This window comes from Lacticaseibacillus styriensis (assembly GCF_030770295.1).
Lineage (GTDB): Bacteria > Bacillota > Bacilli > Lactobacillales > Lactobacillaceae > Lacticaseibacillus > Lacticaseibacillus casei.
In genome coordinates this window covers 2,804,712-2,827,354 of record NZ_CP132483.1, presented here as the reverse complement: position 1 = coordinate 2,827,354, position 22,643 = coordinate 2,804,712, and the positions used below count along the sequence as shown (strand labels likewise).

At 48.5% G+C, this 22,643-nt stretch carries 22 protein-coding genes; 15 read left to right on the top strand and 7 right to left on the bottom strand.

The window, feature by feature from the left end:
- Window positions 1-62: 62 nt before the first annotated feature.
- From LACSTY_RS13245 to LACSTY_RS13230, 4 genes are all read right to left on the bottom strand, one after another.
- Window positions 63-1,748: a glycoside hydrolase family 13 protein gene (locus LACSTY_RS13245; protein WP_087912976.1), complete on the bottom strand. Its 1,686-nt coding sequence runs from the start codon at window positions 1,746-1,748 to the stop codon at window positions 63-65.
- 369 nt (window positions 1,749-2,117) lie between these two features.
- Entirely contained in the window at window positions 2,118-2,924 is an 807-nt protein-coding gene (locus tag LACSTY_RS13240) for a manganese catalase (protein ID WP_087912975.1), read from the bottom strand.
- 373 nt (window positions 2,925-3,297) lie between these two features.
- Window positions 3,298-3,567, bottom strand: coding sequence for a type II toxin-antitoxin system RelB/DinJ family antitoxin (locus tag LACSTY_RS13235; protein ID WP_087912974.1), 270 nt, complete (start codon window positions 3,565-3,567; stop codon window positions 3,298-3,300).
- 163 nt (window positions 3,568-3,730) lie between these two features.
- Window positions 3,731-3,916: a hypothetical protein gene (locus LACSTY_RS13230; protein WP_087912973.1), complete on the bottom strand. Its 186-nt coding sequence runs from the start codon at window positions 3,914-3,916 to the stop codon at window positions 3,731-3,733.
- A 468-nt stretch (window positions 3,917-4,384) separates the two neighbouring features.
- On the opposite strand from LACSTY_RS13230, the gene LACSTY_RS13225 reads away from it, so the two are divergent.
- The 5 genes from LACSTY_RS13225 (at window position 4,385) to LACSTY_RS13205 (ending at window position 9,479) form a co-directional block, all read left to right on the top strand.
- On the top strand, window positions 4,385-4,603 hold the full coding sequence (locus LACSTY_RS13225) for a hypothetical protein (RefSeq protein WP_010490734.1): 219 nt from the start codon (window positions 4,385-4,387) through the stop codon (window positions 4,601-4,603).
- Window positions 4,604-4,620: 17 nt separating this feature from the next.
- The gene (locus LACSTY_RS13220) at window positions 4,621-5,739 is read left to right on the top strand and encodes a glycerol dehydrogenase (protein WP_087912972.1); all 1,119 of its coding nucleotides are present in this window, start codon (window positions 4,621-4,623) and stop codon (window positions 5,737-5,739) included.
- A 72-nt stretch (window positions 5,740-5,811) separates the two neighbouring features.
- Entirely contained in the window at window positions 5,812-6,372 is a 561-nt protein-coding gene (locus LACSTY_RS13215) for a glycerol-3-phosphate responsive antiterminator (RefSeq protein WP_047106995.1), read from the top strand.
- Between the two features lie 153 nt (window positions 6,373-6,525).
- Entirely contained in the window at window positions 6,526-7,995 is a 1,470-nt protein-coding gene (locus tag LACSTY_RS13210) for an FGGY-family carbohydrate kinase (protein WP_087912971.1), read from the top strand.
- A 20-nt stretch (window positions 7,996-8,015) separates the two neighbouring features.
- Window positions 8,016-9,479: an FAD-binding oxidoreductase gene (locus tag LACSTY_RS13205; protein ID WP_087912970.1), complete on the top strand. Its 1,464-nt coding sequence runs from the start codon at window positions 8,016-8,018 to the stop codon at window positions 9,477-9,479.
- 348 nt (window positions 9,480-9,827) lie between these two features.
- Here LACSTY_RS13205 and LACSTY_RS13200 read toward each other — a convergent pair whose 3' ends face one another.
- Complete coding sequence (locus LACSTY_RS13200; protein WP_087912969.1) at window positions 9,828-10,949, bottom strand: NAD(P)-dependent alcohol dehydrogenase; 1,122 nt, start codon at window positions 10,947-10,949, stop codon at window positions 9,828-9,830.
- Window positions 10,950-11,138: 189 nt separating this feature from the next.
- The gene (locus tag LACSTY_RS13195; protein WP_087912968.1) at window positions 11,139-12,161 is read right to left on the bottom strand and encodes an AraC family transcriptional regulator; all 1,023 of its coding nucleotides are present in this window, start codon (window positions 12,159-12,161) and stop codon (window positions 11,139-11,141) included.
- A 122-nt stretch (window positions 12,162-12,283) separates the two neighbouring features.
- On the opposite strand from LACSTY_RS13195, the gene LACSTY_RS13190 reads away from it, so the two are divergent.
- From LACSTY_RS13190 to rhaD, 5 genes are all read left to right on the top strand, one after another.
- A complete protein-coding gene (locus LACSTY_RS13190; RefSeq protein ID WP_049172779.1) occupies window positions 12,284-13,648 on the top strand; it encodes an MFS transporter in 1,365 nt (454 codons plus the stop codon).
- A gap of 72 nt (window positions 13,649-13,720) precedes the next feature.
- On the top strand, window positions 13,721-15,211 hold the full coding sequence (rhaB, locus tag LACSTY_RS13185; protein ID WP_087912967.1) for a rhamnulokinase: 1,491 nt from the start codon (window positions 13,721-13,723) through the stop codon (window positions 15,209-15,211).
- A gap of 2 nt (window positions 15,212-15,213) precedes the next feature.
- Window positions 15,214-15,528 (top strand): L-rhamnose mutarotase, encoded by a 315-nt coding sequence (rhaM, locus tag LACSTY_RS13180; protein ID WP_047107002.1) that lies wholly within the window; start codon window positions 15,214-15,216, stop codon window positions 15,526-15,528.
- A gap of 63 nt (window positions 15,529-15,591) precedes the next feature.
- Window positions 15,592-16,872, top strand: coding sequence for an L-rhamnose isomerase (locus LACSTY_RS13175; RefSeq protein ID WP_087912966.1), 1,281 nt, complete (start codon window positions 15,592-15,594; stop codon window positions 16,870-16,872).
- 29 nt (window positions 16,873-16,901) lie between these two features.
- Window positions 16,902-17,792, top strand: a complete 891-nt coding sequence (gene rhaD / locus LACSTY_RS13170; protein WP_025013738.1) for a rhamnulose-1-phosphate aldolase — start codon at window positions 16,902-16,904, stop codon at window positions 17,790-17,792.
- A gap of 83 nt (window positions 17,793-17,875) precedes the next feature.
- Here rhaD and LACSTY_RS13165 read toward each other — a convergent pair whose 3' ends face one another.
- Window positions 17,876-18,658: a DeoR/GlpR family DNA-binding transcription regulator gene (locus LACSTY_RS13165; RefSeq protein ID WP_087912965.1), complete on the bottom strand. Its 783-nt coding sequence runs from the start codon at window positions 18,656-18,658 to the stop codon at window positions 17,876-17,878.
- Between the two features lie 207 nt (window positions 18,659-18,865).
- Here LACSTY_RS13165 and LACSTY_RS13160 point away from each other — a divergent pair, with 207 nt between their 5' ends.
- From LACSTY_RS13160 to LACSTY_RS13140, 5 genes are all read left to right on the top strand, one after another.
- On the top strand, window positions 18,866-19,345 hold the full coding sequence (locus LACSTY_RS13160) for a PTS sugar transporter subunit IIA (RefSeq protein WP_087912964.1): 480 nt from the start codon (window positions 18,866-18,868) through the stop codon (window positions 19,343-19,345).
- Between the two features lie 23 nt (window positions 19,346-19,368).
- Window positions 19,369-19,689 (top strand): PTS sugar transporter subunit IIB, encoded by a 321-nt coding sequence (locus tag LACSTY_RS13155; protein WP_025013320.1) that lies wholly within the window; start codon window positions 19,369-19,371, stop codon window positions 19,687-19,689.
- A 94-nt stretch (window positions 19,690-19,783) separates the two neighbouring features.
- A complete protein-coding gene (locus LACSTY_RS13150; protein WP_087912963.1) occupies window positions 19,784-21,370 on the top strand; it encodes a PTS galactitol transporter subunit IIC in 1,587 nt (528 codons plus the stop codon).
- A complete protein-coding gene (locus LACSTY_RS13145) occupies window positions 21,363-21,599 on the top strand; it encodes a hypothetical protein (RefSeq protein ID WP_087912962.1) in 237 nt (78 codons plus the stop codon). The genes LACSTY_RS13150 and LACSTY_RS13145 overlap by 8 nt, the downstream gene beginning before the upstream one ends.
- Complete coding sequence (locus LACSTY_RS13140) at window positions 21,596-22,324, top strand: class II aldolase/adducin family protein (RefSeq protein ID WP_087912961.1); 729 nt, start codon at window positions 21,596-21,598, stop codon at window positions 22,322-22,324. The genes LACSTY_RS13145 and LACSTY_RS13140 overlap by 4 nt, the downstream gene beginning before the upstream one ends.
- Window positions 22,325-22,643: the final 319 nt, after the last annotated feature.

Here is a 22,643-nt window from a genome sequence, read left to right as displayed (position 1 = left end):
ATTCATGTGGGGTGAAAGCGTGACCGCAGGCGAAGCAACTTGGCGCGCCTATGCTTCTGCCTTCAAGATCGCTGCTTGCCCAGATATGCCCTAACTTCATAAGGCCGTAACGTATCACCGACGTCATCAGCATAATTGCTTATCAACAACTGGGCAGCTTGCGGCTGGCGGTCGGTGATGTTGCGCGTGAGTGTCTGGTCAGTGAAGTTGCTGACAACCAACAATTCCTGATCAGCGGCGTGACGCTGATACATATAGACCTCGGCGTCATCCGGATCGAGTAAGGTGTAGTCGCCATAAACGATCAAACTCGGATACTGTTTGCGCAGGCGGTTGAGTTTTTGATAAAAGAAGAAGACCGAGTCTGGATCGGCTAGGGCCGCAGCGGCATTGATTGTGGTGTGATTCGGATTCACTGCCAACCACGGCGTGCCGCGGGTGAACCCGGCTTGCTTTTCAGCCGTCCATTGCATCGGCGTACGGGCATTATCCCGTGAACGGAGGTGGATTCTTTTCAGCATGTCGTCCGGCGCCAAAGCATGTTGCTGTTCAACGAGCTCGTGCCAGGCATTCAGTGTGTCAAGGTCGCGATAATCGTGAATGGATGGAAAAGCAACATTGGTCATGCCGAGCTCTTCGCCTTGATAAATGTACGGGGTGCCTTCGAGAAAATGCAATGTGGCGGCGAGCATTTTGGCGGAACGTACCCGAAAAGCCGGGCGGTCATCGCCAAAGCGGGAAACGGCGCGAGCTTGATCGTGGTTGTCCCAGTAGAGACTGTTCCAGGCTTTCCCATGCAAGGCGGTTTGCCAATCAGACAAGACGCGCTTGAGATCGGTGAGCTTAGGCCGATGCAGCGACCACTTACCGAATTGTGGATCATTATCGAGGCCGACATGTTTGAATTGGAAGACCATCTCCAGTTCATGGCGGTCAAACCCGGTGTACTTGAGCGCCAGTGCCGGCGTGACACCGGGCGCTTCGCCAACCGTCATGAGGTCATACTTGCTCAGCACCTTTTGATTCATTGCCCGCAAATAATCGTGCACGTGCGGACCGTTGGCAATTAAGCCTAATGAGTTGCCGTTGGGCTGTTCAAAGAGGTGCGGATCATCTTCGAACACATCGGGTTTGGAGATCAGATTAATGACGTCCATCCGAAAACCGTCGATGCCTTGTTGGCACCACCATGTCATCATATTGAACACGGCGTCGCGTACAGCCGGATTTTGCCAGTTGAGGTCTGGCTGTTTGACGGCGAAAAGATGGAGATAATACTGGCCGACTTCCGGTACATAGGTCCATGCTGAGCCGCCAAAATCCGCGCGCCAATTGGTTGGGGCATGCCCATCAACCGGATCACGCCAGATATACCAATCGTGGTGGGGATCCGTGCGGCTTTGTTTGGCAGCTTGAAACCAGGGGTGTTCGTCGGAAGTGTGGTTGACAACCAAGTCCATCATAATTTTCAAGTCGCGCGCATGGGCTTCTTTCAGCAACCGCTTAAAGTCCACCATCGTCCCAAACTCCGGCATGATCTGCTGGTAATCCGCAATGTCGTAACCGTTGTCGGCATTGGGTGATTTGTAAATCGGGTTAAGCCAGATCACATCGGCACCGAGCTGTTTAATGTAATCCAGATGTTGAATGATCCCCGGCAAATCGCCGATACCATCACCGTTGCTATCCTGAAAACTACGCGGATACACCTGATAAACCACTGCTTCTTGCCACCAACTTTTATGCATGTAAGAGTACCTCCTGAGCGTGAGCAAGCCCTTCCGCCAGCTATCACGTAAATATATCGTCAATTTCAGTATAAGGGTTTCATCCACCATCGCAGGTAAAAAAGGTGTAAAACCCGGTTTGCTCTAGGCAGTTGCGGTGCATAATCGAAATCTTTTCAAAAAAATCCGGCAAGCAACTGGTTAAAACCAGTCCTTGCCGGAACGTTACTTTGCTAATTGAGGGAGCATGTGGCGGGGCGTGACTTGACCGGGCTGAAACAAACAGATAAAACAGTCGGCACCGTTTTAATCACAGGTCTGCGCAGTTTGCATACTAGCAGGTTTTTGTTTCAGCCACCGATCTTAGTGTTTAAGGAGCGCTTGATCAGATTATCCTTGATCGTTATGGAGATGCGGATCAGCCGGTTTGAATGTCGGCACACCGCCCATGGCTTCAGGATTTTCTTGGTAGGTGAACTTTTCGCCGTCTTTGGCGACTTGACCTTCAAAGGCCCGTGAGCCGTCACCGTCCGAGAAGTTCATCAACACGTGTGAGTACTTGGTGTGTTCGATGTCTTTCATGTCACCAGGTACGACGACACCGTACTTGTCCTCCAGCTCTTCCTGTGCCTTCATAAATTGCAGCTGATGCTGGGTTTCGCGTGCCAAAAGGAACTTGAGCATGTCGCGGATCCCTTCATCGCGGGTCATGTAATACAGGCGGCTGACTTGCAGGCGAGCTTCGGATTCACGGACAACGTTGAATCGCATATCCGCCACCAAGTTACCGCTGGAAGTGGCGTAACCCGCATTCCACGCAGCACCATTGGGGTTGTTCAAACTAGCGGTCAACCCGTGCACAATGGCGTGCTCAGGATCCATGCCACCCATGACTGCAGCCAATGCAGGATCAGACTTGTACGCATCAGCTTCCGCATAAATCGGGGCGCCTTCCAGCAGCCGCGCGATCATTGTCGAAATCATTTCGACGTGGGCGATTTCTTCAGTACCGGTATCCAGCAGCAGATCCTTATACTTTTCACTGCCGGTGGACGACCAACCTTGCGACAGGTACGACATCATTCCTGTCACTTCGCCCCACTGGCCACCGAGTGATTCCTGCAGCCGGCGCGCCATCAATGGATCCGGACGATCTGGTTTCGCGTTGTATTGCAACTTTCGAGTGTGCTTAAACATGAAATACCCTCTTTCTTGAAAGACCAAGGCAAATGTGAAAAATGTTTTGCACGACATTACGCGCATGCGATTTTTCATTGCCAAGATGACAGTTGCGTTCAAAAGAAAGCGAAAATTTCCCCGCCACATCATGCACAACGTTTACGCCATTAACATTGTACACAATTAAATATAGCGCGTCATATTATGATGTCAATAAGGAAATTATTCATGAATAGCTGAAAAAAGCCGGTGAAGCTTGTCAATTCGGCTTCGGTTTGAAAAGGTTAAAAATATCTAAGGAAGCTAGAGAGACGAAAAAAGGCGAAGACATTTTTTTGTCTTCGCCCTCTGTGTTGGTGTCAGCACTCGGTGATAAAGGAGTGAAAAGGTTCTACACCTCTAAATCTTTCCACATAACTTCCGGCGTACGATACCTCTTTAGCACCCTTGAGCTCTTTGCTTCCTTCAGTGCCTGCAGAGTTTCAGCTGGCAAGCTAGTTGGCGTAAATGGCAAGGCATGATCTTTGACTATTTTGGCAAGAAACATATTAACGGCAGTGGATAAATCCATGCCCATGTCGTTCGCGACGTTTTGGGCAGCTTCCTTTAATGCCGGATCAATTCGAATGCTTAATCGAGTTTCTCTTTTTTCGTTTGACATCGGTGGTTGCCCCTTTCTGCCTGGTAGTCGTATTGTATCATCCGCATATACCATCGCAAAGCAATTAGATGTGACAAGTTCGCAATTATTAGGGAAGATTGATTCATCTGTGCAACATGGTGCTACCCCAAAATGCGAAGATTTAGCGAAACCCAGGTCGCCACTACTTATTAACAAACTTGCTCACATAAGCCGTCACAAACAACAAAACCAAAAAAATCAAACCTAGCACTAAATCCCGCTTCAGATTAATCTTTTTCCCTGGTGTAAAGACGCGCGCGTCATAAGCAAAGTAAGCGACGAAAGCCAGTCCTGAAATCACCAGTAATCGATATATGTATTGCAACATGGTTAAGCACCTATACCAGTTTTGTGTGAGGTGCCAAAACCGGTCTTCACAGCAAGCAACTGATGAACTTTGAGTCTTGTATTAGCTAACATAAATCATTGCCTCCGTTAATAAACAAAATTAAAATATTGAACCGATACTAACAAACGAAAATTATAAAAGTCAACCGCAGTCACTAAATAAACAGGAAAATCGAGTCACTTAAATTGACAAAATGAAAGCGCTGTTATAAGCTTCAATTGGTTAGAGAGAAGAAGAGAGATAACCGCTGGTATTTCGTGTATACCGGTTTAGGTTATCTCTCTTTTTTAATGAGCGCGAACAGGAGCGCTTAGAAATCGGAGTGTAAGTGGCCTCGAGCCTAAATGGCTTGGCTTTGGCCATTTAGGCTCGAGGTCCTTACACGGAGATTTCTGCGACTGTGAGCGCGTTAATGCCAAAGCTTTAAGAAAGAGGAGGATATTAACCATGGCTAAGTTCAGTAAGGATACCAAGCTGTCGGAACTATTGGCTGATAAGCGGTACATGAAGGTTGTCGATAAATATGTTGCCGGCGCATCAACCAACCCAGGCGTTGTAATGGTCAAGAATCTGTCGCTGGAGCAACTGATTGCCATTCCGCAAGTGCACAGTGACGAAGCAAGCATGAACAAATTGATTGATGAACTCAACGAGACGTTTGGCTGATTCAGGAGGCGCGAGTGATGCAAATCGATTTGCCGAAGATTTTTATCAGTCCATCGAATTATATTCAGGCTAAGAACATTTTGTTTAACGCGGATCCGTATTTAAGCCGGTACGGTTCCAAAGCAGTGATTGTCGGTGATGAGAATGTGTATGGCTTGGTTGGTGATCGGTTCATTGACTATCTGAAGGACAATGACTATACCGTCACCAAGCTGATGTTCGGCGGTGAGGCTTCACCGGAAGAGATCCAAAAGGCAATTGATGAAATCAAGGACACACCGGACTTTGTGATCGGTATTGGCGGTGGCAAAACGCTTGATACTGCTAAAGAGATTGGCCAGCATTTGAACATTTACACCGTGATCATCCCGACACTGGCGTCAACGGATGCGCCGATTTCTCGGCTATCAGTGTTGTACAACGAAGATGGTACGTTTAATGCCTACCAGTTCCACACCAAGAGTCCGGATTTGGTTTTGGTCGATCCAGCTGTCATCAGTCAGGCGCCTCCGCGGTTCTTGGCTTCTGGCTTTGGCGATGCGCTGTCGACTTATGTTGAAGCCAAGGCAGTTGGCGACATCCACGGCTTTACCAATGCGCAAGGCATCGGCACGATCACGGCGATGAAAATTGCCCAGGCGTCGACGGATACGATTTTTGAGTTTGGCGCCCAAGCGTTTGAAGCTAACAAAGCCAAGGTGGTCACGCCAGCGCTGGAAGCCGTCATTGAGGCCAACATTTTAATGAGCGGCTTAGGCTTTGAAAGCGGCGGCACCAGCCTAGCACATGCTTTGCAAAATTCATTCCCGGCGTTGAAGAAGGGTAAGCATTTGATGCACGGAGAGAAAGTGGCGTATTCACTACTGACGCAACTGTTGATGGAAAATGCCGAGACTGCTGTGATTAATCATTATCTGCACTTCTTCTTGCAGGTTGGGCTGCCAACCACGTTAGAAGATCTTGGTTGGGAAGATGCGACCGATGATGAGTTGATGTTGGTGGCCAACGATGCCGCAGCGGCTTGGACTGGCATTGACCAATTGCGGTTTGATACGTCACCGGAGGCAATCGTTGCGGCCATGCGTGCGGTGGATCAGTATTCAAAGGATTATCAGGCTCACGCATTAGCAGAGTAACCGCAGTTAGTCATGGGGAAAAGTTTAGCAATGTGGGGTATGCCATTTGGTGGCTTGAAGAAGGAGTAGAAGATGCAACTGCAAGATGTTGTCGCGGCTAATCCGGTGATTGCCGGGATTCAGGATGATAAAGGCTTAAATGCTGCCTTGACCGCAGATGTCAAAGTTGTCTTTACCTTGTATGGGTCAATTCTTAACATTGGGGATATCGTGGCACAGCTAAAAGCAGCCAAGAAGATCGTGTTTGTCGACGTGGATCTGGTTGAAGGGCTGGCGAGCCGCCCCAGTGCCGTTGAATTCATTGCCAAAACAACCGATGCAGATGGCATTTTGAGCTCCAAGGGACACTTGCTGGCCGTGGCCCGGCAGAAGAAAATGTTGACCGTTCACCGTTTCTTTTTGATCGATTCGCGGACGCTGTATACGATGCAGCGACAGTATGATGTTGGGCATGCCGATATGATTGACGTGATGCCGGGCATTATGCCTCAGGCGGTTTCTTGGATTACCCATGAAACCGACGTGCCGCTCATCAGTAGCGGTTTGATCAGCACAAAAGAAGCGATTATGGCCGACCTGGCTGCTGGGGCAACGGGCATTTCCACGACGAATACCACCTTATGGCAAAATTAGCGCAGAGCAAAAAGAGCGCGCAATCCTTGAAAATAGGGAGGCGCGCTCTTTTTACGATTAAAAGCCGAAACGGACTGGCAGATTTGGTAATTTTTACGAGACGTTTGCTGCCGATCGCACATGTTTCGGCTGTATCCGAAAGGGGCGAGTTGAATGGATCGCTATATACTGGCCATTGATCAAGGAACGCAGAGTAACAAATTGACGATTTTTGATTTACAGGGAAACGCATTGTGGCAGGAGCATCAGCCGCTAAAACCGTTGCATACTGCAGCTGGTGGGGTGGTTGAGCATCCTGATGATGATTTATGGACGTCGCTGCAAGCCGCCAGCAAAGCGCTGATGGCGAAGTTTGACGGGGACGTGAATGAAATTCTGGCGATTGGCTTAGGCAGCATTCGCTTCAATCGATTGGTTTTAAAGGCGAATGGTGAGCTAGCCCAACCGGCCATTAGCTGGATGGACGACCGGGCGCACCAGATCTATGAAAAGACGACCGATGACGCGGTTTATGTCACGGCAAGCACGGGGTATCTGGCTTATCGGCTAACCGGGAATCGCATTGACACGGCGGCCAGTTATATTGGCACGTGGCCAATTGATATGGACAAATGGGACTGGACCGATGAGGACATGATGTTTGATTTCCTTAAGCTACCGCGGACCTCTTTGTTCAAACTGGTTAAGCCCGGTGGTATTTTAGGCAATGTGACGGAAGAAGCAGCCGCGGCAACCGGTTTGCCAAAGGGCTTGCCGGTGATCGCTACTGCCAATGACAAGGCGGTGGAAGCACTCGGCGCAGGGCTGAAAACCGGTCCGGATCTCCTACTGTCGCTAGGCACCTATACCACGTCCATGCTGCAAGGCAATGAGAACCATCCGTTCGGGACAACCCGCTACTACTGGACCAATTTTGCGGATGTGCCAAATGAATATTTGTATGAAAGCAACGGCGTTTATCGCGGCATGTGGACGGTGAGCTGGTTCGCCAAGCAGTTTCAGGGGATTGGGGATGCGACCCACGAATCCACCTTGGACGTGTTGACGCGCGAGGCGGCCACGGTTCAGCCTGGCAGTGATGGTTTGTTGACCATTTTGGACTGGCAGCCGGCTGCGGATCGCCCGTTTAGAAAAGGCGCGTTTATCGGCTTGGATGAGCGCCATAACCGCGGGCACATGTTCCGTTCGATTCTTGAAGGACTTGCCTTTAACCTGCTGGATTACTCAACGGCGATGCTGAAGGAATTGGATCGCAATGTTGATCGGCTGGTAGTGACAGGCGGTGGCGCGCAGAATGACATTTTCATGCAGCTCATTGCCGACATTTTCAACTTGCCGGCGCAGCGCAACGTGATTACCGACGCGGCTGGGTTGGGAGCCGCGATCAATGCGGCAGTCGGCATTGGCGAATATCGCACGTATGACGATGCCATTGCGGCGATGGTGAAGCCGGCCGATAGCTTTGCACCGCAAGCAGATGCAGTGGCGCAATATGCCAAAGTATACGAAAAGTACAAGAACCTGCATCAATTAACCGATTCAGTGTTTAAAGACCTTCAAACCATTAACGGCGTTGCCGAGCGCGGCAAGGTCGGCGAACCGTTGATTGCCAGTTGGGATTGAAAGTAGACGAGGTGAATCTAATGGATACCGTTACAAAAGATGCAATTGTGCAACAACTGATTCAGTTAACCAGTCGTGATCAGGTCAATGTGGATCCAGACCAGCTAAACTATGGCAGCCTTGACTTTTACCGGAAATATCCCCGGGCGCGGAAAATATACCAAGCACCGATTCCGGTCGCGATTGTTTATCCGGAAAATGTTGAACAGGTGGCGGCTGTGTTGAAATATGCCAATGACACAGGCGTCAACGTCATTCCGCGAACTGGCGGATCAGAGATTGAGCGGGGATTGGAAAGTGCGCGCGAGCCCCATATCATCGTTGACGGATCACGCCTAAATCAAATCTTGAAGTTTGACCCAGAAGACATGCAACTAACCGTTCAGGCCGGGGTACCGCTGAAGCAGGCCGAAGATTGGCTGAATGAAAAAGGCTACACCACCGGCCACTTGCCGCAGTCGCAGCCGTTAGCAGATTTTGGCGGTTTGGTGGCCACCCGCAGCATTGGGCAACTATCGACCTTGTATGGTGGGATCGAAGACATGGTGGTCGGTTTGGAAGCCGTCATGCCAGATGGCCGCATCGTGCGGATTAAAAATGTGCCGCGGCGCTCAGTCGGTCCGGACATTCGTCATGTGTTTATCGGCAACGAAGGCAGCATTGCGTTCATCACTGAAGTCACTGTCAAGCTATTCCCGTATTTACCGGACACGTATCATTATCTGGCCTATACCGTCGACACCATGCGCGAAGGTTTTCACCTGTTGCGCGACATTGTAGCAGCCGGCTATCGGCCATCGGTCATTCGCCTTTACGATGCACAGGACTGGAGTCAATTTTATCCAAAACACGCCGAAAAACCGGTGCTGATTTTCCGAACAGAGGGCCCACAACCACTCAGCGACGCCACAGCTGGCGCCATCAAGGCCATGGTCGAAGCATCCGACCAGACGCAGCCATACGAGCCGCTAGGTGAGATCATTGACTGGTTCAAACATCTAACGTGGACGCAAAAAGAGGTCGACGCTGAAGTCAATCAACTCGAGAAAACACCATTCGTCGGCTTCACGACGGAAGTTGCTGCTAACTGGCATGAAATTGACAACATTTTTGAAGCCGTGACCACACGAGTGAAAAAAGAAATCCCGAACCTATACGGCATCGGCGGCCACTCTTCGCACAGCTACGTCAACGGCACGAACTTGTACTTTGTCTATGCCTTCATCGATGCAGAAGACGACCCGGCTGGCGAAATGGCCCGCTACCACGATCCGATCAACAAAATCATCGTGGAAGAAACCCTCAAACGCGGCGGCACCATGTCCCACCACCACGGCGTCGGCAAAGCCCGCGCCCCATTCATCAAAGAAGAATACGGCAGTTCTTACTGGGTTCTCAAAACGCTCCTTAAGAGCTTCGACCCTAAGAATACTATGAACGCCGGGAACATCATTCCACTAGAATTCTGGGATGAACCAGATTAAGCACGTCACTGCAAAAACTAGAACAAAAAGCCTGCCATCTCGCAAACAAGAATTGCAAACATGACAGGCTTTTTCGTTGGATTTGGATGAGGGGTAAAAGTACAAGGATTAAATGTTTTCGCAGAAAGCTAAGAAACTTATCTAAAAGCCCAAGCGCCAAAGCGTAGCAATCGTAGGCCTGATGGGGCTCAGGAGTGAAATTGTTGTTGGTGGGGCGCCTTTTGCCCCGCCTACAACAAGGCCGAGCTTAGAGACTCTGCCGGTTTTGCAGAGGCTCTAAGTCGTGCCCACTCCGTTCCAGCCCCATCTGGCCGGAGATTGCGGAGTTTGGCGCGACGACAGGATCCATCACTTCCCAGGTACATAATCCTTATCAATTACGAGCACCGGCTTGATCGTCTTACCAGAACGGGAATCCGCGTTAGCTTCGTTGATCTGATCGAATGAATAGAACTTCTCGGTCTTGTCAAAATCAAACATGCCTTGCTTGTAAAATTCAATCAACCGCGGCACATCAATCTGCGGAATCGAATCGCCCATATTAACCCCGACAATCTTCTTGTCATTGACGCACAGATCATTCCAGGTATCCACATCAATATGATGCGGCGTAACCGCAATCGTTGCTGTGGTACCGCCTTGAGCCAGCATCTGGATCGTATCTTCCATAACCGCCTTAACACCAGTCGTATCAACAGCCCAGTCAACCCCGAGGCCGCCAGTCAGCTTCTTAACGGCTTCAACCGGATCCTCTTCCTTGCTGTTAACAACATCCGTCGCACCCAGCTCTTTAGCCAGCTGCAACCGCGAATCAACAATATCGATCGCAATGACCTTGGTGCAGCCAGAAATCTTGCCGGCCATCATGGCGGCCAGGCCAACCGCGCCAGTACCGGTAACCGCAATTGTATCACCAGGCTTTGGCTTCAACGTGTTCAAAACGGTACCGGAACCGGTGACATAGCCGCAGCCCAACGGTCCAAGCTTACGTAAATCGAGATCCTTGTCGACTTTAACAGCGTTCCGTTCGCGAACAACGGTCGTGGTGGTGAAGGAGCTTTGGTCGAACATGTCAGCCACCGGTTTGCCGTTTTCCGTGAAGTGCGCCGAACCGTCCGGACGGGTACCGGAAAGGTTGTTATGCGCATAATTCAAGCACTGCGTTGGAATGCCGCGTAAACAGTTCTTGCAGTTACCGCAAGCATAGAAACTCATGACAACGTGATCGCCCGGCTTGAACTGGGTAACTTCCGGGCCGACTTTCTCGACAATACCGGAACCTTCATGGCCTAGGACGATCGGATAGCCGATAACCGCGTCACCAATTCGCAACGCTTCGTCAGAATGGCAAATGCCGGTCGCAACCATGTGCACCTGCAAATCATCAGGACCCATCGGCGCTAATTCAACATCATCCCGAATTTCAAAATCAGCACCTTTTTTATCAACAACAGCTGCTGTGATCTTCATAAAAATCGCTCCTTCAATCGCTATAAATTGATTACACGTTCATTCTTTCACAATTCATATTTTTATCAAGAGCAACACTTAAACATATGAGAATATGTTCCAAAATTTAGTTGACTTTTTCCGTTTCACAGTGAAAGCGGTTTATAGAGGGCTTTGCGGTGTCAAAATGTGAAACATTTCGGAACACATTTACAGAATAGTTAACGGTGGGTTGGTGTGGTTTGGCGAGATGTAACCATTGGTGTGCTGGCGATCGTCCTTAGGCGTATTGCCGAAAAGATCATGATACTTGTGATAAAAGAAGCTCTTGTTGCTAATGCCGACTTCGAGACAGATTTCACTGATCGGTTTCTTGGTGTTTTGAATGAGCCGCCGAGCATTGATCAGCCGTTCTTGGGTCAAGGCTTCGGAAAAAGTTTTACCGACTTCTTTGGAGAATAGGTTGCCTAAATAGTTTTTGTTATAGGCATATTTATTGGCAAGATCTTCTAACGACAAGTCGCGGTAATGCTTGTGGATGTCATTAAGCAGCTTAACCGCTAGCTTTTGGGCCGGCGATGGGTCATCGATGGTCGGTTCATTGCCGCGAATCAATTCGGCAATCAGCACGGTTAATTCTGCTTGAATAATGGTGTCGGAAAATGGTCGCGGCCGGAAGTATTCCTCGATGATGCGTTCCAGTGACGTGCGAATATCATGCATGCCGCTGCGGAAAACCATGTAGCGTTTCTCGGTTTTCTCTTTTCGTAAATGGTTAATCATGAAGTCGTAAAGGACACTTTGCTGACTTTGGATTTGGTTGAGAAAGTCGAGCGAGATGTTGCGGTCACGGAAAAGGACGTTGATGAGGATGTCATTTTCCCCAAGCGCATCAATCGAGTGCTCGCTACCGATATCCAATAGGAGCAAATCACCTTGTGACAAGTGCACCCGATCGCCGTTCACGGTTTCGTTGGCGTTACCTTGCAACATATAATTCATTTCAAAAAATTGATGGGTGTGCATCGGATACGGTGCAAAGCGATTGTGCTTGCTGACGTAAATGGCGTGGTTGCGAAAAAAATAATCGTTTAAAACCGGAACATTAAACTCTTTTGACTCCTGCAGGTCGATGGCAGTCGGCGGGATATCGTCACTGAAGATCTGCCGGTTTTTTTGCTGCTTTTCGATTGTCGTTAGGCTTTCCAGTTGCTTTAAGACTGATAGTTCCATGATGGCCTCCTGTGGTTATGTTCCACTCATGATATTTATCTGACATTGTGACCATACCATGTAAGCGGTTAAATGTTAACTGTAAGCGATGACAAAATTATAAATGTTCAGGAGGTAACACAATGGCTTCAGAGAAAAGCTCGTTAAAATCCACGGTTCGTGTTTCGATTACGAACTTCCTGGATTCTGGCAGCATCGTGGCCGGCGCCAGTGGCTTGACGCTGTGGACCCAACATTTTGGGCTAAGCAGTTTTCAAGTCGGCTTGCTCGGTGCACTCTCGGCGAATGCGTTCGGGGCGGCACTAGGCGCGCTGATCGGCGGTCCGCTGTCAGATAAGTTTGGGCGTAAATTAATTTACACCTATGACATGTTGGTTTATATGCTTGGAACGATTTTAGTGATGTTTGCGGTTAGTTTTCCAATGTTGCTCACTGGATTTCTGATTACTGGTTTAGCAGTTGGTGCCGGTGTTCCTGCTAGTTGGACGTATATTTCCGAAACATCGCAAAATGATAATCGTGCTAAGAACATCGGGGTATCACAGTTTGCTTGGTCGTTAGGACCAGCCGTTATTTTCATTCTTGGAACCATTCTCGCACCAATGGGTCTTTTAGGTAACCGGATATTGTTTGGCTTGCTAACGGTGATTGCCTTTGTTGCTTGGTTATTACAACGTGGTCTTGGCGAATCCAAGGCATGGCAGGATCGCAAGGCATTTGAAAAGTCTTCCGGTCAAAAATCCCATCCATATCGCACCTTGTTCTCCAATAAAACTTCGCTTAAGTGGTTGTTCTTCTTAATCGGCGTTTACATGTTCTGGAACTTGGTTGCCGGCGCGATGGGCTTCTTCATGCCGTATGTTTACGAAACGGCGGGCGGCTTGTCCAACCAGGAAGCCAACATGTTGCAGGCAGTTCTATGGATCCTGACCGCGGTTGCAACCTACTTCGGCTTTGCTAAGTACGGCGACCGAGCTAACCACCGAATCTTCTTCTTCGTTGGCGCGGCAATGGCTGCCGCTTCATGGATTATCCTGACTTATGCCGGCATGGCACAGTCATGGAGCTTATGGGCATTCGTTGCTTTATGGGGTATCAGTGCCGGCATTGGTGCTCAGGCATGGTACGCACTGTGGGCAACCGAACTCTTCCCGACCCAGTTCCGGGCAGGTTCACAAGGTGTGATGTTCTTCGTTGTTCGGGCAAGCGCCGGTGTTTGGTCCATTATTTTCCCGGCCATTCTCAGCAGCTTGGGCTTCACCGTCGCTGGTACTTTCATGATCGGCCTGTTGCTCGTTTCCTTGGTCATTGGGACGATCTGGACCCCCAAGACCCGTGGCAAGAGCCTTGAAGAAATCACCCGTGAACAATATGGGGATAAATTCCTCACTGATGATGAAAAGGCGAAAGCTGATCGCGATACCGCGGCCAAAGATAAAGCTGCCGGTAACTCGGTCGCTCAGCAGATGATGAATCCAGACAAATAGTTTTGAAAAATGAACGCGTGCTGTACCAAGAAACGCGGTCGTCAATGTTGTTGGTAAGAGAGGTGCAATTTTATGAAAGCATACGTCGCAGTTGACATCGGTGCTTCAAGCGGACGCCTGATGCTCGGTGCTGTCGTTGACGGACAATTAAAAATTAAAGAAGTCCACCGCTTCAAGAACGGTTTTAAAAAGGAAAATGGGCATGATCGGTGGCAAATTGATCACATTATCGATGAAATCTTCGCTGGCTTGGAAAAAGTCAAAAAGATGGGTTATACGCTGATTGATATGGGCATTGATACCTGGGCCGTTGATTACGTCTTGGTTGGGGCTGATGGTAAAAAGATGCACGATCCGGTAAGCTACCGGGATGCGCGAACCAACAGCGCCATCAGTAAGCTCACATCAGAGCTGCCTAAGTCGTATATCTACGAAAAAACCGGCATTCAGTTCCAGAACTTCAACACGCTTTATCAGCTGTACACAGAGGAACGTGACGATCTGGCCAAAGCCGATAAGATTTTGATGATTCCGGATTATATCGGGTACGTGTTAACCGGTAATGCAGTCACTGAAGTCACGAATGCGTCAACCACGCAGATGCTCAACTTGCGCCAAGGCCTGTTCGACAAGGATTTGCTAAAAGAAGTCAACGTCGCGCAAGATCAATTCCCTGAGTTGGTCGAATCCGGCACGCCGCTGGGCAAGATCAGTCATAAGTGGCACATGAAGTATGACATTCCAGACACAGATGTTATTACGGTTGCCACTCACGACACTGCCAGTGCCGTTGTTGGTACGCCGGGTCTTGGTGATCACTGGGCATTCTTGAGTTCCGGCACTTGGTCCTTACTCGGAGCAGAACTAAACACGCCGGAAAATGGTCAGGATGCCTTCAAAGAAAATTACACCAACGAATGGGGCGCCTATGGGACGTACCGGTTCTTGAAGAACATCATGGGCTTGTGGATCGTGCAGTGCATCAAGCGCGAACTCAAGGATCAATACAGCTTCAATGAATTGGCGGAAATGGCTGATAAAGTCGCACCATTCCGAGTTTTCATCGATGTCAACGACAAGCGTTTTGAGAATCCGAAGAGCATGATCAAGGAGCTGCAGCAATACGTTGCGGAAACCGGTCAGGCCAAACTTGAAACTCCGGGCGAACTCACCCGGGCAGTTTATGAAAACTTGGCACTGTATTATGCCAACGAGATTCAGAAACTCAGCACTATCATTGCCGATCCGATCGACACCCTCAACATTGTTGGCGGTGGCTCAAACGTCACGTTGATGAATCAACTGACCGCTGATCTTGCCGGCATCAAAGTGGTCGCCGGCCCTAGTGAAGCAACCGCGATCGGTAATTTGCTGGTTCAAATGATTACGACTGGTGCGGTTAAAGACGTGGTGGCAGGTCGCAAGTTAATCAGGGAATCCTTTGACTTGAAGACTTATCAACCGAATGCGACAGCCTATCCTGATGTGTTGACGAAGTACAAAGCATTTATGAAGACAGCAAAGCCGACAAAGGCAGCTGCAAAATCTAAGGAGGCGGTTTGATCATGGCACGCATTGGCCAAGTCATGTATGTCTATCCTGACAAGTACGACGAATACGAAAAGCGGCACCATGAGTTGTGGCCGGAAATGAAGGCAGCACTCAAGGAATACGGCGCCACCAACTATTCCATCTACTTGAACAAAGCAAACGGTGAATTGTTTGCTTATCTGGAAGTGCCGGATGTTGACAAGTACAACCAGATTGCCAACACCGATATTTGCAAAAAGTGGTGGGCCTACATGGAGCCACTCATGAAGACCAATCCGGATAACAGTCCGGTAGCAGTTGATCTGCATGAAGTTTTCCACTTGGATTAAGTCGGTTTTTCATTTAGGTAACAAGTAGTTTCAAATCATTTTCAAAAAAGGAGCGTTTATCACATGGTTAAACCAGAAGAAGTCGATAAGGCATATGAAGTTGCCAAGCAACGTTACGCAGAAATCGGTGTCGACACAGACGCCGCTATGAAGGAATTGGAAAAGGTACCTTTGTCAGTCCATTGCTGGCAAGGCGATGATATTCATGGTTTCCTGTTCCCGAACCAGGCATTGACAGGTGGTATCGGGGTTTCCGGTAACTATCCTGGCATCGCCCGTACACCGGATGAATTGTCCGGCGACTTACACGAAGCCCTGAGCCTGATTCCAGGCAAGCACCGGGTTCAATTGCACGCTATCTATGCCGTTACCGACAAGAAGCGTGACTTGGATACTTTGGAGCCTGAAGACTTCGATTATTGGATTGATTGGGCAAAGCAAGAAGGCATCGGCCTTGACTTTAACGGCACCTTCTTCTCCCACCCAATGGTTAAAGACAACATGACCGTTTCATCACCGGATCCAAAGGTTCGCGATTTCTGGATCCGTCACGGCAAGATCAGTCGGGAGATTTCCAACTACATCGGTGAAAAGTTAGGCAGCCAGGTTGTCAACAACTTCTGGTTCCCAGATGGCTTCAAAGATAACCCAATTGACAAGAAGACCCCTCGTCTGCGCTTGTTGAAGGCTTTGGACGAAATCATCAAGGATCCGCTTCCGGAAAAGAATACGATTGAATCCTTCGAAGGCAAGCTGTTTGGTACCGGGATTGAATCCTACACCACCGGCTCACATGAGTTCTATCAAAACTATGCGATCAGCCGCAACAAACTCTGGACCATCGATGCCGGACACTTCCATCCTACTGAAGATGTGTCTGACAAGTTCAGCGCATTCTTCCCATTCGGCAAAGGTTTGTTCATGCACGTTTCTCGTCCGGTTCGTTGGGACTCTGACCACGTTGTCATCATGGACGACGCTTTGATTCGGATCACCCGTTCCTTAGTTCGTGACGGCTATCTTGATCGCACCCACATCGGCCTTGACTTCTTTGACGCAACGATCAACCGGGTTGCTGCTTGGGTTGTCGGCGCTCGCGCAACGCAAAAGAGCTTGCTGCAGGCAATGTTGGCACCGATCGATCAGTTGAAGAAGAGCGAATTGAACGCTGACTTCACCACTCGTTTGATTGAAACCGAAGAATTGAAGTCCTTCCCATTCGGTGCTGTTTGGGACAAGTTCTGCCAGGATCACAACACCCCGGTTGGCTTCGACTGGATGAACAACATTCATCAGTATGAAAAGGATGTTCAGTTCAAGCGCGACACCAAGTTGGTTCACTAATTCAGCAGATTCTGAAAGGAATACCTCTAATGGATAACAAGAAACAATTTCTGAATCCAGAATATACCCAAAGTTTTACAGAATCCCCTTATGTGACGCAGATGCGTAAAGTGACATGGAATCTCTACCAACACGGTTGGGACGAACGCAATGGCGGTAACGTCAGCTATCGGCTGACCGAAGCTGAAATTGCTCCTTATGGTGATGTTCACGAGGTCAAGCGCAACATTCCGATCAAGTTTGATGCCAGCAAACTTGCCGGCCAGTATTTTCTGGTTACCGGAACCGGGCGCTACTTCAAGAACGTGAAGGACTTCCCGGCACGTGATACCGGACTCGTTCAGATCGCCCAAGATGGTCACAGCGTTAATCTGTTGTGGGGTTTCAATGACGGCGGGCAACCAACCAGTGAGTTCCCGGCACACTTGATGACGCATATTCAGCGCCTCAAGGTTGATCCTAACCAGCGCATCGTGATGCACTGCCACCCAACCAATCTTGTGGCCATGTCCTTTACCCTGCCGCTAGAAGAGAAACTGTTCTCCCGCATTCTGTGGAAGATGCAAGCCGAATCCATCGTTGTGTTCCCCGAAGGCATTGGCGTCTTGCCGTACATGACCCCGGGAACCAATGAAATCGGGCAGGCTACGGCTGATAAAATGGCCAAATTCCGCCTCGTGATGTGGCCACAGCACGGCATCTTCGGTGCTGGCGACTCCATCGACGAAACCTATGGCCTGATCGAAACCGTTGAAAAAGCGGCAACCATCTACACCGCCATTCAGGCGCAAGGTGGCCGCATCATCAACGAAATCACGGATGAAAATCTGGAACAGTTAGCCAAACGTTTTGACCTAACACCAAATCCGGAATTTCTCCATGGTGATACCTTGATCAGCAAGGTGACACTCAAAGTCTGAACCAACAAGTATTGTTTGCGATACCTCCCATGAATTTAAGAAAAGCACCTCGTTCGCTGCAACGAGGTGCTTTTTGTGCTTTTCTAATGATTTTGATGCGGATACGTGAGCTGAATATGGTAGTTTTCAAACAAAGGTTGATAGGCTGAAGACGGCTGTTTGTCGGTGACGATTTCGTTGATTTGATCCATGTTGGTAATGCGGATGTAATCACTTTGGTCGAATTTAGTTGAATCAATCCCAAAAATCACACACTTAGCAGCATCAATCATGGCTTCTTTGACTGCTGCCTGTTCCGGATCGGCGACGTAAATGCCGTCAGCATCAATTGAACTGGTTGATAGCAGGGCAAAATCAGGGTGAAAACTTTGAATTTCGCGAACAGTGGTCGAGCCAAGTGTTGTGGCCGTTCGTGCCACCATTTTGCCGCCAGCAATGATGGTTTCGACATTGTTCAGCGAATTGAATTGGAGGCCCATGTTGACGTTGTTGGTGATGACATGCAGCCCGACTTGTTCATGGAGTAACTCGGGCAGACTGAAAAAGGTTGAACTGCCATCAATGAAAAAAGCGGCATTGCTGGGGATTCTGGCAGCAATCTGCCGACTAATCAATCGTTTAAGACGCGCGTTTTCGTTGCGTCTTTTTTCATACGTAAATTCAAGGTTATTGCCTTGCAGCAGCTGAATCATCCCATACTGCCGGCGAATGATGTTGCTTCTTTCAAGCTCGATCAGATCGCGGCGCAGTGTTGATTTGCTGGTGAACATTTGCTTGCTGAGATCAGCAATGCTAATTTGCGGCGTATCACGCAAAATTTGAATAATTTCGTTTAACCGCTCAAATTTAGCTGGACTTTGTGACATGGTAAACGCTTCCCTCAATTGATTTTTGTTGAATCATTTTGGACCAGTTTGGCTGAGTTTCGTGAACGATTCTCAACCTCAATGAACCTTGCTAAATACCGTAGACATAGGCCTGTAAGCGCTTTAGCATTAATAATGTGATGAGGGGAAAGATTCAAGAAGGTTCAAAACAATTGATTCAACTTTTCATATTGAGGGGAGCTAGTTATGGATTATAGCACAATGATTCACAAAGACTTGATTTTTTTGAATGAGGATGCTGCTGATCGCAAAAGATTGTTCAGAGATGTGGCAAAAAAGATTCAGGCCGCTGGTTACGTCAAGGACACGTATGAGGCGGCATTGAACCGACGAGAAGATGCCTTTCCGACCGGCATTGTTTTTCCGGAAATATCCGTGATGTTGCCACATGCCGATCCTGTCAACGTCAACCGACCATTTATGGCGATTGTCAAAAATGCCCAGCCGGTGCGGGTTTTACAGATGGGCTATAACAAGCCGGAAGATGCGACCGCGATGTTCTTTCTAGGTATCACGGATTCAAGCCAGCAAGTTGGACTCTTGCAGATCTTCATGGATTTGTTACAGAACGGAAAATTTGTCGCCAAGTTCAAGGCGATCAGTGATCCGGAAGCGATGTATGAGTTCTTTGTTAACACGTTTAAAGCACAAGTTGCAGGAAAATAATTTAAAAAAGGAGCGCAATTATTATGGCAAAGATTGTTGTTGCATGTGGATCAGGCGTTGCATCAAGCGAGGCTACGGCCAGTCGAATCAAGGATTTCTTTGAATCTCATAATGTCAAAGGTGTGTCGGTGGATGCAACCGATTTTAAGCAGTTACCTGAAGTATTGCACAACTACGACGTTTACGTTTGGATCGCCAAGCCGAATCAGCAATTAGAGGACTTAGCTAAAGAAAACCATATTGCGGTGGTTAATGGCATGCCGATCTTTATGAATATGAATCCGGAAAAGTCGTACAAACAAATCATTCAGGCTTTGAAGAATATGCAAAATGCTGGCAAGTGACGTCTTATGTCACGCGCACCGATGCAGCAGGTTTTGGCCTTTTAAGTGAAACGATCAACTGCATCGCGGGTTAAGTTGTGAGGAGGTAAAAATCGTGACGATTCTAAAAGACGTCGTTAATTATATCCTGAATCTCGGGGGACCGGTGTTTGTTCCCTTAATCATGCTGATTCTGGGATTGGTTGCTGGGTTGAAGTTCAAAAAATCGATTGTGGCTGCGTTGACATTAGGGGTTGCCTTTTCCGGGATGACCTTGGTTGTGAACTACATGATGGATGCCATTTCGCCCGCCGCCAAATCCATGTCTAAGCTATTCCACCTAAGTCTTAATGCGATTGATGCAGGATGGACAGGCGTAGCGGCGATCACATGGTCGTATAAATCAGCCTTTCTGTTTTTCCCGTTATTATTAGCCATTAATTTTGTCATGTTGACCTTTAACTGGACCAAAACGTTAAACGTTGATATGTGGAATGTCTGGAACAAAATTTTCACTTATGTTGTTGTATTGTACTTTACGCATAATGTCTTCTTTGGTTTCTTGGTTGCCGGGATTCAGATCGTGTTTGAATTAAAAGCCGGCGACATGTGGCATCGGCATATCGAGGATCTGACAGGGATGCCGGGAGTCACAGTGCCACATTTCATCACGCTGTTTGCGGTGATCTTACAGCCGCTGAATAAATTGCTTGATTTTATTCCGATCATGAACAAGCCGTTTGATGCTGATGCTTTGCAGAAAAGAATCGGTGTCTGGGGCGACAACACCGTGATGGGTGCGTTGATCGGGGTACTGCTTGGATTTGGTGCTGGGTATTCCATTTCCGGCTCGCTCAACTTAGCGGTTAAAGCGGCGACAGCCATGACGCTGTTTCCAATGATTTCCAAACTTTTCATGACGGCGTTGCAACCCATTGCCGATGCGATGAGTGGCTTCATGCAAAAGCATTTTAAAGGCCGTGAAGTTTATATCGGACTTGATTGGCCGATTCTTGCCGGGCGCAATGAGCTGTGGGTCACCGTGATTATCCTGGTGCCGATTATGTTGATTTTTGCGATGATCTTACCGCATAACACAGTGTTACCATTTGCCGGCATCATCAATCTGTCCTTTGTTAATGCGGCTCTGTTACTGACAGGGGCGAATCTGTTACGCATGATTACGTTGGGTATCATTACAACACCGATTTTCCTGTATGGCGCCACCTATTTTGCCCCGGTGATCACGAACCTGGCGAAGACAACCGGAACGGTCAAGGTTCAAGCCGGACAACAGTTGTCATGGTCAACTTTTGAAGGACCTGATTTCCGCCTCTTCTTTGCCCAAGCCTTTAATGGCAAATGGTGGGCGATCGCATTAGCAATTCTGTGGACACTCGGGTTCATCTGGTTGTACCGGGATCAAAATAAAATCAAATTGCCTAGTCAACGTTATGGCACCTTGGCCCCGGCTACTGCGGCGGCAGCACCAGCAGTGTCAGATACGAATGACAATGCCGATGACGTGGATTTGAATGACTTGAGTGGCTTGGACTTCAGTGATGCCAAAGCTTCTAACGAAAGCAAGAAAACGTCATCCCCGCAAAATAATGAAGCAGACAATGTTGATTTAAATGATCTTAGCGGTTTGGATTTCAGTCAAACCAGTCACGAGCAGAATAAGGGTGATAAGCATGAGTAAAACCTGGGCTTCGTTACTGGTTTTCATCGATACTCTTGGCGTCTCGATTGCCTTGTTAGGCGGCAATACCGTGTTATGTCTCTTGATAGGCCTCATTACTTTGATTCTGTACAGAAAAGTCAATCCAATCCTGTTCGGTGATTATGATCGAAAACGGGAAAAACGGTTGGCACAGCGTCGCAAAGTTTTGCTGGCGCAACGTGCAAATAACGGAGGAAATACAAAATGACGGAACAATATGTTTTTGAAGAAGAACGGAAGGATTTAGCAGCAGTTGCGCGGGAGATGTTTGTCCGCAAGAACACCAATGTGGCGGGCGGTAATATTAGTGTCCGGATTACCGCTGACAAGGATTTTGACTATGGTTCAATTCATATTAAAGCAGGCAAGGATTATCTGATCATGACGCCAACGATGATGTCAGAAGCTTGGTACGCAAAGCTTCAACCGACTCAGATTTTGGTGGTGGATCTTGAAACCGATCAGCAGATTGATGGGGTTGGTCGCTTAACCCGCGAAATCAATATGCATGAAGAAGCTTATCGGGCTAATGACAAAATCCGTTGCGTGTATCATTCACACGCCGAAGAGTCGATGTTCTGGGCAACGGCTGGATTGGACATGCCGAACGTTACCGAGGTCACCGGAGAAGTCGGGCCGATCCGCGTGCTGCCATACGCGCCGGCCTGCTCCAAGGAACTTGCCGATACCGTCTACAATGGACTCAAAGAGGTTGGGGATGCAGCAAAAGAGCATATTTTCTTGCTAAATAGCCATGGTGTCCTGATTACCTCTGAAGACTTGCATCACGCCACCGAAATCTTGGAGACCGTCGAATGGAACGCGAAGATTGCGTATCAACAAACCGTCTTCATGAAGTTGGGCTTGCTGGACAGCTACCAATCATGCGGCAAGCCAACTGATGGGATGCTGAAGCAGCCATTAAAGGCTTAGCGTTTTGAAATAAATAAATTAAAAAAGCGCGGTCATAATTCACAGCCACAATACAGAAGCGGACATACTCTCCAACAATAACTGGAGTATGTCCGCTTTTAGTATTCCTAGATAAATTGGTTAGAATTATTAAGATGATAGTGCCAAAGCGGAGCAAGCGTAGGCGGGGCGGGCTCAGTGGTGAGATTGTACTAGCCGGGCGGTCTTCCCGGCGTAGTACAAGGCCGAGCTTAGAGACTCTGCCGGTTTTGCAGAGGCTCTAAGTCGTGCCCACCACTCTAGCTTCGCGGTCGCCAGCCCTCAGCCCGCCGGAGATTGC